At 48.1% G+C, this 14,145-nt stretch carries 16 protein-coding genes and 1 pseudogene; 8 read left to right on the forward strand and 9 right to left on the reverse strand.

Annotated elements, in window-relative coordinates:
- Positions 1-120, forward strand: a pseudogene (locus C1752_RS16500) (IS1 family transposase); the annotation flags it as partial.
- Between the two features lie 179 nt (positions 121-299).
- Here the strand turns inward: C1752_RS16500 and C1752_RS16505 are convergent.
- Positions 300-626 (reverse strand): DUF1816 domain-containing protein, encoded by a 327-nt coding sequence (locus C1752_RS16505; RefSeq protein ID WP_110987160.1) that lies wholly within the window; start codon positions 624-626, stop codon positions 300-302.
- Positions 627-846: 220 nt separating this feature from the next.
- Here C1752_RS16505 and C1752_RS16510 point away from each other — a divergent pair, with 220 nt between their 5' ends.
- A complete protein-coding gene (locus C1752_RS16510) occupies positions 847-1,182 on the forward strand; it encodes a hypothetical protein (RefSeq protein ID WP_110987161.1) in 336 nt (111 codons plus the stop codon).
- 117 nt (positions 1,183-1,299) lie between these two features.
- Here C1752_RS16510 and C1752_RS16515 read toward each other — a convergent pair whose 3' ends face one another.
- The 3 genes from C1752_RS16515 to C1752_RS16525 form a co-directional block, all read right to left on the reverse strand.
- Complete coding sequence (locus tag C1752_RS16515; protein ID WP_110987162.1) at positions 1,300-1,848, reverse strand: cysteine hydrolase family protein; 549 nt, start codon at positions 1,846-1,848, stop codon at positions 1,300-1,302.
- Positions 1,849-1,861: 13 nt separating this feature from the next.
- Positions 1,862-2,305, reverse strand: coding sequence for a hypothetical protein (locus C1752_RS16520; protein WP_199464425.1), 444 nt, complete (start codon positions 2,303-2,305; stop codon positions 1,862-1,864).
- A 112-nt stretch (positions 2,306-2,417) separates the two neighbouring features.
- Positions 2,418-3,392: an MBL fold metallo-hydrolase gene (locus C1752_RS16525; protein WP_110987163.1), complete on the reverse strand. Its 975-nt coding sequence runs from the start codon at positions 3,390-3,392 to the stop codon at positions 2,418-2,420.
- Between the two features lie 568 nt (positions 3,393-3,960).
- Between C1752_RS16525 and C1752_RS16535 the strand changes: the two genes are divergently transcribed.
- The gene (locus C1752_RS16535; RefSeq protein ID WP_110987164.1) at positions 3,961-4,266 is read left to right on the forward strand and encodes a hypothetical protein; all 306 of its coding nucleotides are present in this window, start codon (positions 3,961-3,963) and stop codon (positions 4,264-4,266) included.
- 196 nt (positions 4,267-4,462) lie between these two features.
- Here C1752_RS16535 and C1752_RS16540 read toward each other — a convergent pair whose 3' ends face one another.
- Positions 4,463-6,313, reverse strand: coding sequence for a mechanosensitive ion channel domain-containing protein (locus tag C1752_RS16540; protein ID WP_158535116.1), 1,851 nt, complete (start codon positions 6,311-6,313; stop codon positions 4,463-4,465).
- A gap of 483 nt (positions 6,314-6,796) precedes the next feature.
- On the opposite strand from C1752_RS16540, the gene C1752_RS16550 reads away from it, so the two are divergent.
- The 4 genes from C1752_RS16550 to C1752_RS16565 all read left to right on the forward strand — a co-directional run bounded on the left by C1752_RS16550 (position 6,797) and on the right by C1752_RS16565 (position 10,274).
- On the forward strand, positions 6,797-7,033 hold the full coding sequence (locus C1752_RS16550) for a hypothetical protein (RefSeq protein ID WP_110987167.1): 237 nt from the start codon (positions 6,797-6,799) through the stop codon (positions 7,031-7,033).
- A 167-nt stretch (positions 7,034-7,200) separates the two neighbouring features.
- Positions 7,201-8,094 carry an SDR family NAD(P)-dependent oxidoreductase gene (locus C1752_RS16555; protein WP_110987168.1) on the forward strand — a complete coding sequence of 298 codons (894 nt, stop codon included), beginning with the start codon at positions 7,201-7,203 and terminating at the stop codon, positions 8,092-8,094.
- Positions 8,095-8,236: 142 nt separating this feature from the next.
- Entirely contained in the window at positions 8,237-9,118 is an 882-nt protein-coding gene (locus C1752_RS16560; RefSeq protein WP_110987169.1) for an SDR family NAD(P)-dependent oxidoreductase, read from the forward strand.
- Between the two features lie 43 nt (positions 9,119-9,161).
- Complete coding sequence (locus C1752_RS16565) at positions 9,162-10,274, forward strand: aldo/keto reductase (RefSeq protein WP_110987170.1); 1,113 nt, start codon at positions 9,162-9,164, stop codon at positions 10,272-10,274.
- 87 nt (positions 10,275-10,361) lie between these two features.
- Here the strand turns inward: C1752_RS16565 and C1752_RS16570 are convergent, their stop codons facing one another.
- From C1752_RS16570 to C1752_RS16585, 4 genes are all read right to left on the reverse strand, one after another.
- On the reverse strand, positions 10,362-11,324 hold the full coding sequence (locus C1752_RS16570; RefSeq protein ID WP_110987171.1) for a pyridoxamine 5'-phosphate oxidase family protein: 963 nt from the start codon (positions 11,322-11,324) through the stop codon (positions 10,362-10,364).
- A gap of 16 nt (positions 11,325-11,340) precedes the next feature.
- Positions 11,341-11,742 carry a VOC family protein gene (locus C1752_RS16575; protein WP_110987172.1) on the reverse strand — a complete coding sequence of 134 codons (402 nt, stop codon included), beginning with the start codon at positions 11,740-11,742 and terminating at the stop codon, positions 11,341-11,343.
- A 49-nt stretch (positions 11,743-11,791) separates the two neighbouring features.
- Positions 11,792-12,688: an alpha/beta fold hydrolase gene (locus tag C1752_RS16580; RefSeq protein ID WP_110987327.1), complete on the reverse strand. Its 897-nt coding sequence runs from the start codon at positions 12,686-12,688 to the stop codon at positions 11,792-11,794.
- A 191-nt stretch (positions 12,689-12,879) separates the two neighbouring features.
- Positions 12,880-13,539, reverse strand: coding sequence for a Crp/Fnr family transcriptional regulator (locus C1752_RS16585; protein WP_233501664.1), 660 nt, complete (start codon positions 13,537-13,539; stop codon positions 12,880-12,882).
- Positions 13,540-13,587: 48 nt separating this feature from the next.
- Between C1752_RS16585 and C1752_RS16590 the strand changes: the two genes are divergently transcribed.
- Positions 13,588-14,145 (forward strand): TetR/AcrR family transcriptional regulator, encoded by a 558-nt coding sequence (locus tag C1752_RS16590; RefSeq protein ID WP_110987174.1) that lies wholly within the window; start codon positions 13,588-13,590, stop codon positions 14,143-14,145.

Below are 14,145 nucleotides of genomic sequence, written 5' to 3' on the forward strand. Positions count from 1 at the left end.
CTACGCCAACGCGTCTCAAGATTGGTGCGCAAGACACTGTCATTCTCCAAAAAGCTAGAGAATCATATCGGTGCTATTTGGTACTTTATTCACCATTACAATCAATCCTTACCTATTTAGGACTACCCATCTCTAATTGTTAGCCCAGCTATATCTCAGAGGTATTTCGCATAAACTAAATTTGGTTGCAGAGATATTCGCTAGCGCCGTTTTCAGATAGCGATGAAAGATCCACTTGCGATCGCGATGATATTGCCTTTATTGTCATCTCAGTTGCAACTGAACGATTCTCTGCTGCTTCAAGCCGATATCTGTCTCAGATCACGAGTGATTGCTTGAGGCTTACACCAGCAAACTTCTGCTTCAATTTGTATGGCCCCTTCGTCAGCTAGATCCTTGATGTATCCGCTGAGATTCTCTTCAGCCTCTTTTTTATCTTTGAAGGGACCAAAAAGGTACTCGTAATTTGGCTGCTGTGTCGTCACCGTTACCCACCAAGCCTGGTCGTAGTCATCTTCTTGAGGGGATGTTTCATACGATTTTCCCTTTCGGAGGAGTATCGAGAGAACCAAAAAGGCAAGAATTACTAAGACTGTATTTTGAATAATCTGCGAAATATGATTCATTGAGTCAATCCCCCGAGCCTGCCGACTTTAAGTGTGTAGATATCTATCGTACGAGAACGTGCCAATGAAGACGGTTATCGCCACGACAGTATTCAGTCTTCCCATTCTCAACTGGATATTGCAGCCTGGTGACCGACAGGGGGGTGAGCCAAGATACGTACAAAGAGTTCAAAATAGTTCTAGAAGTCTTATCTAGAAAGGCTTTCATGAATATTTTGTCATGGTCTCTCAAGGCTCGCTGGCAACACCAACCGATATGGTCGAGATTCAAAAGCAGGTTGAACAAGCAGGCCGTCGCTTTTTATTTTTGAAGGCTGATGTTCGAGATCTCAGCGCCCTACACGCCCTACAGGCAGCGGTCGCTCAAACTGTCCAGCTTTTAGGCTCTCTTGGAGCTGGCTCTTCTTTCATTACAAATCTTGCCTTTGGTAGCCCAGATCTCAACACGCTGTATATCTATGCAGCCAACGGAAACTCACTAAACGAAGTTGAGCGAAGAAGCAGAATTGTTCGCTTGACCCTAAATGCTGTCCGGGGCCTGAGATTAACGCAGTAATATCAACTTTTAGCAACCATCTGCCGCGTAAAACAATGATGCGATGCTCAGAAAGGAAACGTAGAAGCTTGCCCGAAGTCATCCTAAACGAGTCAAAAAGCAATGCCGATGAGTCATTTACTGGTTATCCAGAAACTGATCTGTTGACGAGATTTGCGCAAATGGCGCTCTCAGTGCTGCCATAAAAGCAGCTTGTACCTCCGAAGCCTTTACAAGCTGGCCGTCAAACTCTAAGTCTTTCGTTGCACATGCATCAGAAATGACATGGCATTTATAGCCTAAATCAAAGGCAGCGCGTGTTGTTGAGTCAACACACATCTGACTCATAGCTCCACAAACAACGACTTCCTCAACTCCAGCCTTTTGTAGATGCGCGTTGAGGTCAGTTTCACGAAAAGAATTTGGATAGTGCTTAATCAGAACAACTTCACGTTCTTGGGGTTGAATGCTGTTGTGAATTCTACACCCTGGAGTATTTGGAGCAAAGAATGTGGGGTGATCCTGAGTTGAAATGTGTTGAATGTAAAAAAGTGGTGCTTGTTCAGTGCGAAAGGCATTCAATAGTCTTTTACAGTTCGAAGCCGCCTTATCCATTGCGACCAGTTCCATTGAACCACCCTTGAAGTAGTCATTCTGGACATCAATGACGATTAATCCTCGTTTCATCTTGCTTAGTTCCTTAGCTTTTATCGACAACAAATCGTGTATCTAAATCACGTAGATAATAAAGTCCGAAGCAGGCAGCAAGAACAGGCCAAGCAGCCCAAAAAAGTATATTTGGATTACTGGGATCATCAACATAAGGATTCAGATAAAGGGGGAAGGCGATCAACGTTGACAAAGCATGCATGAGCAACACCAAACCATAAGTGATTCTTTTTCGATAGCCCAGCAAAAAACCGGTAAAGACTGCTAGCTGGATAGCACCAATCACATATGGAATAAACTGAGTGACTCCACCCACCCCATAAAACGTGCTAAAGACAGCAACAGCGTGCTCGGGACGGGCAAACTTATCAAGGCCCCAGACTGCCATCATCATAAATACGCCAATCCTCATCAAGAGAAGGACGAGTGATATGCGACGGAACATTAACTGCTCTGTTTTTCCAGTGTTGTTCATGATCAATCCCTCTACCATTATGATTTTTATGTGCGTCTAGACGACCGTTCTCGTGGTTACTGGGCATGAAGAGTGACGCAAAGTAGAATCTTGCTTGCCAGAAGGCCTAACCCTACCTGAACTCAACCGTTTCCCCCTCAGCAGGTATATAAACACTTTCCTTGATGTTCTCGGGGAGCTTATCAACAACTGCCTTCAACGTGTCTCTTGTTGTAAAGCAGTGATCTAGAGCATTCATGTGTACAGCCGTGATTTGGACATCTGGATTAATCCTTTCGGCTGCTTCAAAGAATCTCACTGCCTGTGGTTCATTTATCATTAACGGATCTGGAGCAATAGATTCGATCACAGCACCTCCGGTATGGACAATGACGATATCTGGCTTGTGCTTTGCAAGTATGGCTTCAACCTGGCCCTCATCATCTAGCACGGTATCGCCAGTCCAATAGATCGTAGGTTGTCCTTCTGCTCGAAGAATAATGCCGTTGACACCGCCCATAAGCTGTCCAACCCGTCCTATACCGTGTTGTCCAAACTCTTGGCTCATTGTGATGCCCTCGAATTTTGAAGCATTAGACGCCATCGTTGAAACATTCGTAAATCCCTTCTGCTCCAACTGGGCCTTGAAAGTTTGGGTCGAATTCTCTGGATCGGTCACATCAGTGGGCGCTTCATTGTCAGGGGTAAAGATTGGAGTGTCTTTTGCAATCTTCTCGGCAGCGGGTTGGTCAAAATGATCAAGATGCATATGTCCAACTAAGACAGCATCCACATCTTCTAAAATGGATTCGGTGCTGACGGGCAGATCAATTATTGGGTTGGGCGCAATACCTGCGAAAGACGGAAGTGCCCCTTTATCGGACAGCATTGGGTCTAGAAGCAGAGTTTGACCGTTGTAGGTCAATTTCGCCGTCGCGTTGCGGAAGAACTCGTAGGAGACGGGCATAGATTCGTTGGTCGTATTCTCTGCACCGGCTGGTGCCGGTGCATCATTCGTTCGTTCTTCCTCGCTACATGCACCGAGGATCAGACTGGCTCCGAGTAATAGACTTAATATGGAGGCAAACTTCTGCTTACTGCTTTTCATACAAACTTTCTATCTTTATTGAATAGTTACGGCGCAGTCACCACTGTATAGACTGCATAGGTGATTACACCTCTCTCAAGCATTGTCGAGATCTTTGAACCGCTCACGTACCTCTTGATTGGTGCCTGAAATCGAAGCTGGCATTCTGGCTCGACAATGAAGGCAATACCAGTAGATGCCTTGAGGTCCAATATGACTCAACAACTGTTCAGAGCAGCAAAGGCACGCATACATGGAACCACCAGGACGTTGTGTATGGTCAACAGATCGTCATCAATGAATAGGAAAACTTAAGGTTTATCAACTCCATATTTCTTGCTCGGGTAGCTCATGGGCTAGAGATAGCTTACAGATGAGAAAAGGTAATTTCTTTTACATTTCTGCTGGGATTATCACAATGTTGCAACTTTCTTGCTCGCCACCCAATCATTACGAACTGTCTCTCTCATTTTTCTCAGTCAACTCTACGAACATCCTCAGCAAGTTCATGGAGCACTCATAGAAACGGATCATTTGCGTCTCAGGCAATCCTCGTAGATTGAAGTCATTGAGGTTAGAGAACTAAATCATGAACAGCAAAAAACATTTGATTAACACCGCTCTCGCTGGATTAGCCGTGGTAACCCTTGGTTTGACCACTGGCCGTGCTGCAGAAGCAAAGGCACTCGGCCACTCTATTGACGATCAACCTGAGACCCAACTCGTGGCTCTTAAGTTTAAAAAGTTCAAGAAGATTCATCATGCTCCCAAGAAGTTCAAGAAGGCCAAAAAGATCCATCACGGCCACGGTAAGTTTCATGGTCGTAAGAAGTTCGTTGGCCACAAAAAATTCGTTGGCCACAAAAAATTCCATGGCGGTCATCATTTTCGCTGATTCTCTGACGATGGTTAGGCGCTGGTGACCCCGCCAGGATGTTTTGGCCGCAACAGATTTAGAGGTGCTGGCATCATTAGAGTCTTGAGATGACTTCTACGATTTTCAAAACAAGATTTCATGTCTGATACTTATCAAGAACCAGAGGACTGATTATGACTTTACTTAAGTCTGCGCTCCCTGCTCAGTTTTGACCTTAGATTTCATCGTCATAAAAGCGATAGAAGAAGTATCCGTCTTGAAAAGGTTGCTCATCTGTAACATGATGAATCACGCCTCGGTCAATCAATATTTGCCCTAGCTTGATGGCCTCTTGAGTCGAGACTCCCTGAGTATGCATCAGCCAGTCAACGGCTTCACAACCCAAAAAACTTTTGGGATAGCTGCGGAGACGATATGTTCGATCTTTGATGTCAATTCCGTTTTGACTCCGCATCTGATTTGTAAGCTGCTCTATATCAAGACCTTGAAGAGGGACACGACGTTTGGCCATCGCGCCTACCCCAATATCTTCCGGTGTCGATTCGAAAGTTGATGAGCGAATCGTTCCTTGCCTACTGATTGCATTAGGGTAGTAAAGTTCGGTCGGTTGAGGCGTCTGCTGTTGAGTCCAGGTATCAACGAGCGCATTGAGCTGAGGTGACTGCACATGTAAATCGTGCTGATTGTAAGGAATACGGATTTTGTATTCTTGAAACCGCTTAACAATCAGATACTGCAGATCACTTTTCAATAAAAACTGATTTTTGGGCATCCGTGTAGATACGACCAAAAGAAGATTTAGCCCACTGTCACCTAGATCTGTAAAGAGAACAAGGGGTTGCGGATAGCCCAACACACCATCATGATGTTTGGCAATTCCTAGCAACACTTGGCGCACCTGATCAATATCGCTGCTGTAGGCTACCTTAACGGGGATAGTGACACGAACAACCCGCTGGCCATAATTCCAATTAATCAGGCGCTGACTGACCAGCTCAGAATTAGGAACAAACACAGACACTTGATCGAGTCTACGAATTTGAGTACTGCGCGTTCCGATATGTTCAATAGTGCCAAAGAGACCATCTAGGTCAATAAAGTCACCCACCTGGATAGGCCGCTCTATGAGCAGAACTATCCCACTGACAAAATTATTCACTAGACCCTGTAAGCCAAAGCCAATACCAACCCCTAGTACACTCGCAATAATGGCAAGCGAGCTAATATCAATACCCCAAGCTTGCAAGATACCCAGGCTTCCAATGCTAGTCAATCCATAGTGTGCGAGCGTGGCAATGGTCTCCTGTGGACCTTTCTCAATACCGGTAAAGCTTAATACTTGGGCCTTAAGGAAACGTACAATTGCGCCAACTAATAGCCACAGTCCAACAATAAGCCCTAATAAAAGGAGCATATCCGCCAGAGAGTAATTGTTCTCCCCTAGCTGAAATAGGGGAAACCAGAGGTTCTTTTCTAGGCTGTACCAGACTTGAAAGCGCCATCGGCGAACAAGGGGAAAGAGATCGGTCGTGTAGATAAGAGCCGTAACCCAAAGAATGCCTTTCAAGCCGAGGATGCCTAAAAATACTAGAGATTGACCCCGCCGAACTGAAGACTGTTGAGGATTTAGAGAAACATAGCGCAAGAGCAAGCGTTGCTTGAGGATGTTGACAACCATGTGAAGTGAGATCGTTGTCATCAAGGCTAAGGCTAACAGGCCGAATGCCTTGCGCTGGTATCCAGGGGTGCGTTCCTGCTGTGCTTTTTGGAGTGCTTTATTGAGCCAATCTTGCCAACGCTGCGCCTGCTCACGCGGCATTACTCCTGGGAGTAAATCGCGCTCAGTTACTGTTAGAAGATGCTGATCGTTGAGCCGTAGTGTCAGGAGATTATCTTGCCTAACAATCTGAACTCGGGGTGGTTCGGTGCTGGAATCATTGCTGAGACTATCCATTAGCGACTGATTGACGGGATCGGCGCGATCTTTGGCTGAAAAGCCAGAGATACTATGCACCTGAAACAGAACTCGCCCATCAATCACAATCGGTGATGGCGTGGTCTGCACTCTGTTGGGGCTTGTCGCGTCCTGAGATCGTACTGCTACGGGCGTACAGATCAGCCCGAGTATTGAGGCTGACAGTATTGCTAAGAGGCAAAACTTCAGTCGTTTTTTCTGGCCATTGAGCATATATCACCAACTCTCAATTACGCTTTGGGAATGACTCAAGCGTTCTTGCCGCCATGAGAATATTGCGGAATTTACCCATACATTGCTAGAAAGTTCTCAATCTAGCCGCTAGAGTCAGGCTCATGAGAGACTTTGTCGTCTGCCTGAATGCAGCGTTCGGCTGTGTTGGCGAAGGAGTGCACTTGAATCCAGTGCTCTAGTAGGCTCATTCCTCCATCATGATACTGATAGATTACCCTCTCATTTCTCTCAGTCAAGGCGACCGAAACTTGCTGAGAGTTTGTCATTCGCACATAGAAACGGCTCATTTGGGTCTCAGTGAACCTTCGTCGATTGAAGTCATCATCGGAGGCTTCAATAATGCGGCACACACAAGAATTGACTATCGCACCTAATGAAATACTTGAAAACACCTTGGCTGTTACCCTGCCACTGTTGAATCAGACTGGGGTGCAAGAGCTAATTTCATCCTATGGTGAGTTAGGTTCAGACCCAAGCTCAGACTACTTCACCACCCGCACGAAACATATCGCAGTGCTGTGCATCAATGGAGAGTGGTTTCAAATTCGAGCGCATTGCTTTGAGCTGAAATTCTAGCACCAGGGTTCCTTCAGTATGATCCAACAAGGGATTGCAAGAGTGGCTGCATCAAGCCAGAGCCATCTGAAAACGTACAAGTTTGCGCAATATCGTCCTATACAGGGTAAATAAATAATCCGTAACATAGCTGGGTACCTAGCAAATACCGCGCATTAAGAACTGCTATGCCAGATTTTACTCGCCGCCAAGTGATAACGACAGGTGCGATCGCAACCACAGGTTTCGCCAGTGCGATCGCTGCCAAAAGCGTTGCTGCAAACACACTCAACCCACCGGAACCGCAAAGTGAGTCAGCTAAATCTAGCGGTAGATTCTCTGAGAAAGTTGTTCTGATTACGGGAGCAACCTCTGGCATTGGTGCGACAACAGCTAAAGCGTTTGCAAAAGAAGGGGCAAAGGTTGCATTCAACGGACGTCGCGCGAACCTCGGACAACAGGTAGAAAAGGATATTCGCGCTCTTGGAGGAGAAGCCACTTATTTTCAGTCTGATGTGCGGGACCCTAAACAGGTAGAACAGTTTGTCAATGCCACTGTCGATAAATATGGCCGGTTGGATATCGCCTTCAACAATGCGGGTGTGTTTATGACGCCAGTAGAAATTCAAGAGATGGATCTCGATAACTATCGCAATATGATCGCCACCAATCTTGACGGTGTGTTCTATGCGATGCGATATGAGCTGCCTGTTATGATTCAGCAAAACAGCGGCATTATTATCAATATGGCATCAGTGGCTGGACATCGGGGTTTCGCTAACACGCCACATTACAACGCCAGCAAGCATGGCGTCATTGGTCTGACTAAAGCTGCTGCCAGCGCTAACGCAAAACGTAATATTCGCATCAATTCCATTTCTCCTTTAGCTGTTGATACCCCGATGCTGCAGCAGTCCTTCGAATATCAAGGATTGACATACGAGCAAATGGCTCCCAATTTTGTCACTCCCCGAATTATGAACACTGCGGAAATAGCGCAGGCTGTCATGTTCCTGGCTTTAGATGAAGCAACTTCTATTAATGGAATGGACTTAGACGTTACGGGTGGACAACTCGCATAAGTCTAAGAACTGGAGCACGAGCTGCAGCGTAGAAGAAGCATCTGAGAAAAACAAAAGTGGCTAGCATTCCAGCGGCAGAAGAACCGGCTGTGGACTCCAGATTTCAGCCAAAGTGAAATTTACACTAACAGAAGGCATCACCATGACCGAATTCACACGACGACAAATCGTGACGACAGGGGTTGTCGCAGCCACGGGCCTAACGGCTGCAATTGCTACCGGAGAATTAACTGCCGCTTCCCCCAAATCAACTGAGTCAAGCGCTTCCACTCTTGGCAATCGCTTCACCAACAAAGTCATTCTGATTACAGGAGCCACCTCCGGTATCGGCAAGGTCACCGCTAAGGCTTTTGCTCAAGAGGGCGGAAAAGTCTTTTTCTGCGGACGGCGAGCAAACTTGGGTCAACAGGTAGAATCCGAGATTCGTGACAGCGGCGGCGAGGCTACTTATCTCCAGGCAGATGTTCGTAATGCCGAGCAGGTTAAGGCTTTTGTCGAAGGCTGCGTTGCGAAATATGGTCGCCTGGATGTGGCCTTCAATAATGCAGGAATTGACTATCCCCCAGATGCGATCGCAGATACCGACATTGCAGCATTTGACGACCTAATGAACACCAACGCACGGGGCGTCTTTCTCGGCATGAAATATGAGATTCCCCACTTACTGAAAACAAAAGGGGCCATCATCAACAACGCCAGTATCGGTGGTCACCGTGCCTTCCCAAATATTGTGGGCTATGGCGCGAGTAAAGCCGCCGTGATTCATATGACTAAAATGGCGGCTCAAGAATACGGGAAGGATATTCGCGTCAATGTTATTGCCCCTGGTGGTGTGGATACACCCATGTGGGAGCGGGTACAAAAAGACTGGGGCGTAACAGAAGAACAGCTTGTTTCCAGCTACCCCATGAAGCGAGTGGCGCAGCCGGAAGAGATTGCTAAGGCCGTGATATGGCTGGCGTCAGGTGCAGCCTCCTACGTTTCAGGAATGCGCTTCGATATCGATGGCGGTGGCCTGGGCTAATCACAATTTAATTCATAGAACATCCAAGAACTAGGAATCAAATATGTCGATCAATCAATACTATACCCTTGGCCGTAGCGGTCTCCGCGTTAGTCGTTTGGCTTTGGGCACGATGACCTTTGGTACCGATTGGGGCTGGGGCGCAGATCGAGAAACCGCTAGTCAACTCTTCAATATGTACGTTGACGCTGGCGGAAATTTCGTGGATACGGCTGATTTATACACCAATGGCACCAGTGAAACTTGGGTGGGTGAGTTCATTAAAGAACGGAGCTTGCGCGATAAAGTTGCGATCGCAACCAAGTTCTCCTACAACGCCGACCCCGGCAACCCCAATGCAGGCGGCAACGGTCGCAAGAATATCCTCAGAGCTGTCGAGGGATCGCTGCAGCGCTTGGGGACAGACTACATCGATCTGTACATCCTCCACACCTGGGACAGTATTACGCCTGCTGAAGAAGTGATGCGAACGCTAGACGATCTCGTTAGATCTGGGAAAGTTCGCTATGTGGGTTTATCAGATGTTCCGGCTTGGTATGCGTCCCGCGCTCAGACTACTGCAGAACTGAGGGGCTATGAAACCCTCTCCACTTTGCAGCTCGAATACTCCCTCGTTGAACGCAATATTGAGAATGAATTTGTCCCCCTTGGCACTCAGCACGGCATGGGCATTATGGTCTGGAGTCCGTTAGCTAGCGGTCTATTGAGTGGGAAGTATAAGCCCAGCGAGCAGGGCGGCGAAGGGGAAGGACGCCTTGCCGATCTCGCCGGAGCCGATAACCCAGCCTTCAACAAATTTACCGATCGTAACTGGAAGATCGTGGCTGAACTAGAGGCTGTCGCTAAAGAACTCGATCGCAGTATGGCGCAGGTGGCGGTCAACTGGGCTGCGAATCAGCCAGGGATAGCGTCTGTGCTTGTGGGGGCGACCAAACTGCATCAGCTTGAAGATAATCTCAAGGCGTTAGAGTTTGAGATTCCGAAGGAACTTTGCGATCGCATCAACAAAGCCAGCGCTCCTGATCCCTCCTTTCCGTACACCTTCTTCACGCCTGGAATGCAGGCCATGCTCACCGGAGGCGCGATCGTTGGGGACAAACCCGAAGGGTACTATCCCACCGTGAAATTTGATGCTAAACCCGCTGGCGTGAGTTAACTGATTGCCATCCAAGCCACCGTGCAGCTTTCTCATCTATTTCTCTGAGGGGACAACTTCTACTTTCCTTATGTTGCTTTCCTCCTATCACCAAACGCCCGTTTGCTTTAGAAAAGGCGAAAACTCTGGAATTGACCAGTGCAGCGGCAGACTGCCTTCTACCCGATAGCCGCTTTTGGGATGGAAGCGGAACAATCGTTCAGCCCCAGCGAAGGCTTCGACCTCAGCGCCGCTCCAAATTACCTCGGCAGCTCCAGTGAGATATAGCAGATCTCCCCGTTGGAAATCAAGAAATAATAGTCCAGCCCGAGGGTTCAGTTCGATATTGCCGAAGGTATTGAAATGGCAATTCCCTGAAAAGTCAGGAACCGTGAGTGTATCGTCATCATCAATGCGGACGAAGCCCGGTTTACCGCCCCGATGGGAGACATCAACGCCGCTGGCCGCGCCTGCTGCTTCATTTTGGTAGGCTGTGGCAATAAAAAAGGTATCGGCTGCCGTAATCAGCGATCGCTCCGATTCAGACAAGGCTGTTAACTTGTGTACTGGCTTCGGTGCGGCTGGATCGAATGCATCCAACGCTGAGGAGCGAGCCTGAATGTACTGTGGGCAATTGCCGAAGGTCTGTACCACCTGAATCTCAAAGCTATCAATATGAACTGCACTGATGCTTCCGTTGACTCGATTGCGACGACGGTTTTCTAGCTCAATGCCGAGCAACCCGATATCGCGCCCCTTTCTCAAGGTCTTAGCCAGCGGATCACCAAAGAGAGGCTGAGCGTTGATCCGCAGAGTTTGCTGATCGGGAGCCGAGATGAAACCGGGTTTCCCTACAAGGATTGAGGCCCAAATCTGATCTGCTTCGTCCACTGTGCCAACGGTCACATAGGGAAGCTGAGGAAAGAACTGACAATGCTGCTTGGTTAGAGACTCCCGGATCATGCGTCGACCTTGGCGATCCATGCGCTCCTGAGCACCGAACCGTGCTTGAATTGCGAGTTCACCCTGATGGAAGGGGGATTCTGAACGGGGCCAGCCTGGAATTGCCATTGTATTTACGCTCCGCTCAAGATCCAGGGGCAAACAGTTCCATGCGGATGCCCCCTGGGATATAGAACATCATGTGATGGGCAGGAAAACCGTTCAAGGATTCTGGAGCAAACTCGATTTCAACGCCTTCAGTATTGACGAGCGTTTGATGAAGAGTGTTGAGGGTGTTGAGGCTGTCGACCTTGAGGGCAAAATGGTGGAGGCCGATGTTGTTTTTACGATCAAAGGGGGTTGCTGAATCAGGATTGACCGCCTGCCATAGGGTCAACATGGTTGTCCCATCAGAGATGAAAGCAGCAGGATAGTCAGGGACCTCACCGACCTGCTCAAACCCCAATACGTCAATGAAAAAGTTGCGGGTAGCTGTTAGGTCAGGGACGGTGAGCCCAATATGGTGAGCGCCTTGAGTAATGGCCATGAGCTGAGTCTCCAGTTTAGGTATGAGGAACGAGAAATCTTCAAGGACTTCAAATCAATGCTTCTTGGGTAAAGAGGGTGCGAATCTGTTCAGCAATCAGTATGCCTTCCTCTTCCAAAGCAAAATGTCCGGTATCTAGCAGATGAAACTTGAGGTTGGTTAAATCTCGCTTATAGGGATGTGCCCCCGATGCTGGAAAAATTTGATCATTCTTACCCCAAACCAGCAACGTTGGGGGTTGATTTTCCCGCATGTAGGCTTGCCATTTGGGGTAAAGGGGTGGATTTGACCCGTAGGAGTAGAACAGCGCTAGCTGTATGTCTTTATTCCCCGGGCGATCTAGAAATCGTTGATCAAGGTTCCAGTTGTCGGGACTAACGGCCTCGGGGTTGCGTACACCATGAATATATTGCCATTCAGTCGCCTTGATTTCGAAGAACGGCTTGAGTGGGGCTGCATTTTCATCAGTTCGGTTCTGCCAATAGACTTTTAGCGGATCCCAGAACTTACTCAGCCCTTCATCGTAAGCATTCCCATTTTGAATAATTAGGGCTTGTACTCGCTCTGGATGGCGAGTCGCAATGCGAAAACCAATGGGTGCGCCATAATCCATTAGATAGAGGCTATAGCGTTCTAAACCCGTGGCTTGGATGAAGCCATCCATAATTTCTGCCAAGCGATCAAAGGTGTAATCAAATTCAGTGACCAGAGGCATGGAGCTGTTGCCATAGCCAGGATAGTCAGGAGCGACAAGATGAAACTGATCGGCAAGGGCTGGTATCAGATTGCGAAACATGTGGGATGAGGTGGGAAAGCCATGAAGTAGCAATAGCGTTGGTGCGTCTGGTGAGCCAGCTTCACGGTAGAAAATCTCTAACCCCTCAACGGTTGTTGTTCGATACCGAACTGCCTGAACGTCAGAAGCGGATGAATGAGCGGAGATCATGGCCCCCTTCTCGTGAACGCCCGCCCAAGCAGGAGAGCCGAGGATAGTACTGCCGACAAAGCCCGCAGTGCCATGAGTCAAAAGTGTACGTCGGCTCAGATGTCTAATCACAGCATTACTCCGAAGAAATGAATCCAAATCAGTGTAGAAGAGCATTTCCGCTGAGTTCCTTAACCAAGGTTAAGTTCGCATTACTCTGTAAGGTTCTCTAACCATTCTTGAGAGAAAGTAATACTTCGTTTCTTACGGGTAATAATCCCATCAGCCTGAAGCTGCGCTAGTAAGCGGGACAAGCTTTCGGGCAAGAGGGCTAGTTCATCAGCGATCGCATTTAAAGGTCTATCTAACGCAACAGTTGCCTGCCCTTGAGGACGACGCTGAATCAGGTAGCGCAGTAGGCGATTTCGGGCTGATCGAATACTCCTCAGCTCTAAAAACTGCGTGACGGCAAAAAAACGATGGGTCAGATGTGAGCGGTACTGCTCGGATAGCTCAAGCGATTGGCGCAGTGTGTCCAAAAAAATCTGTTTGGGAACGGCGATAACGCGAGAGGGTTGCTCTGCGATCACTGTACAGCCGTAGGCATCGAAATACAGGGCCGTTTCAGCAAAGCTCTCGCCAGCTTCTACTGAGTAGTGGGTGACCACTTGTTGCTCCGTAAAGCTGACGAGCTTCAATCGGCCAAACTCGACCCAATAGATAGCCTGGGTAGGCTCTCCCTGCTGAAACAAAATCTGATCTTTTGCCATCTCATGGCGAGTGATAGCGCGCTGAAGATTGAGAGGAAATTCGTTGATCAGCATTGGGCCTCGTTCTCGGTTTTGTACCAAACGTTCGGTACATTTAATCATACTGAACGTTTGGTACAATTTCAAATAAGTTTTCGAGCTGCTTTGTCTATGTCGAAGGCGCAGTATATCCCCAGTTTGTTAGGGCTTTTTCGGCAGCACGGCTACGATGGTGCTACTCTTTCCAGGATCTCGGAGGCAACCGGCTTAGGTAAGGCCAGCCTCTATCACCACTTTCCAGGCGGTAAGTCTGAAATGGTAGCGACGGTTCTCGACTATTTAGAGCAAGAGACTGAAATACACATTCTGCAAGTACTGCGCGGTCAGGGAGAGGCTCCAGCCCGCCTACAAAAGATGTGTGATGGGATTAGTCGGCTGTATGAGCAAGGAGACCAGCCCTGTCTGCAGGCCATCTTGCTCATGGGGTCGGCTCGGGACGTGTTTCATGCCAAGGTTGAGATGCTGTTGCGAAGTTGGATCGATGCGATCGCAACCCTCTTAATGGCAGAGGGGCTTAGTAAAGATATTGCCCTGCAGCGTGCCGAGAATGCGGTTCTCGCGATCCAGGGATCGCTAATTCTGTCCCAGGGACTCAATAGCCCTGCAGTCTTTCAGCGTGTAGTCAATCAACTGCCGCAACAGCTCTATCAAGGTTTGGATGAGGGATAG

The organism is Acaryochloris thomasi RCC1774 (assembly GCF_003231495.1).
In the GTDB taxonomy this organism is placed as follows: domain Bacteria; phylum Cyanobacteriota; class Cyanobacteriia; order Thermosynechococcales; family Thermosynechococcaceae; genus RCC1774.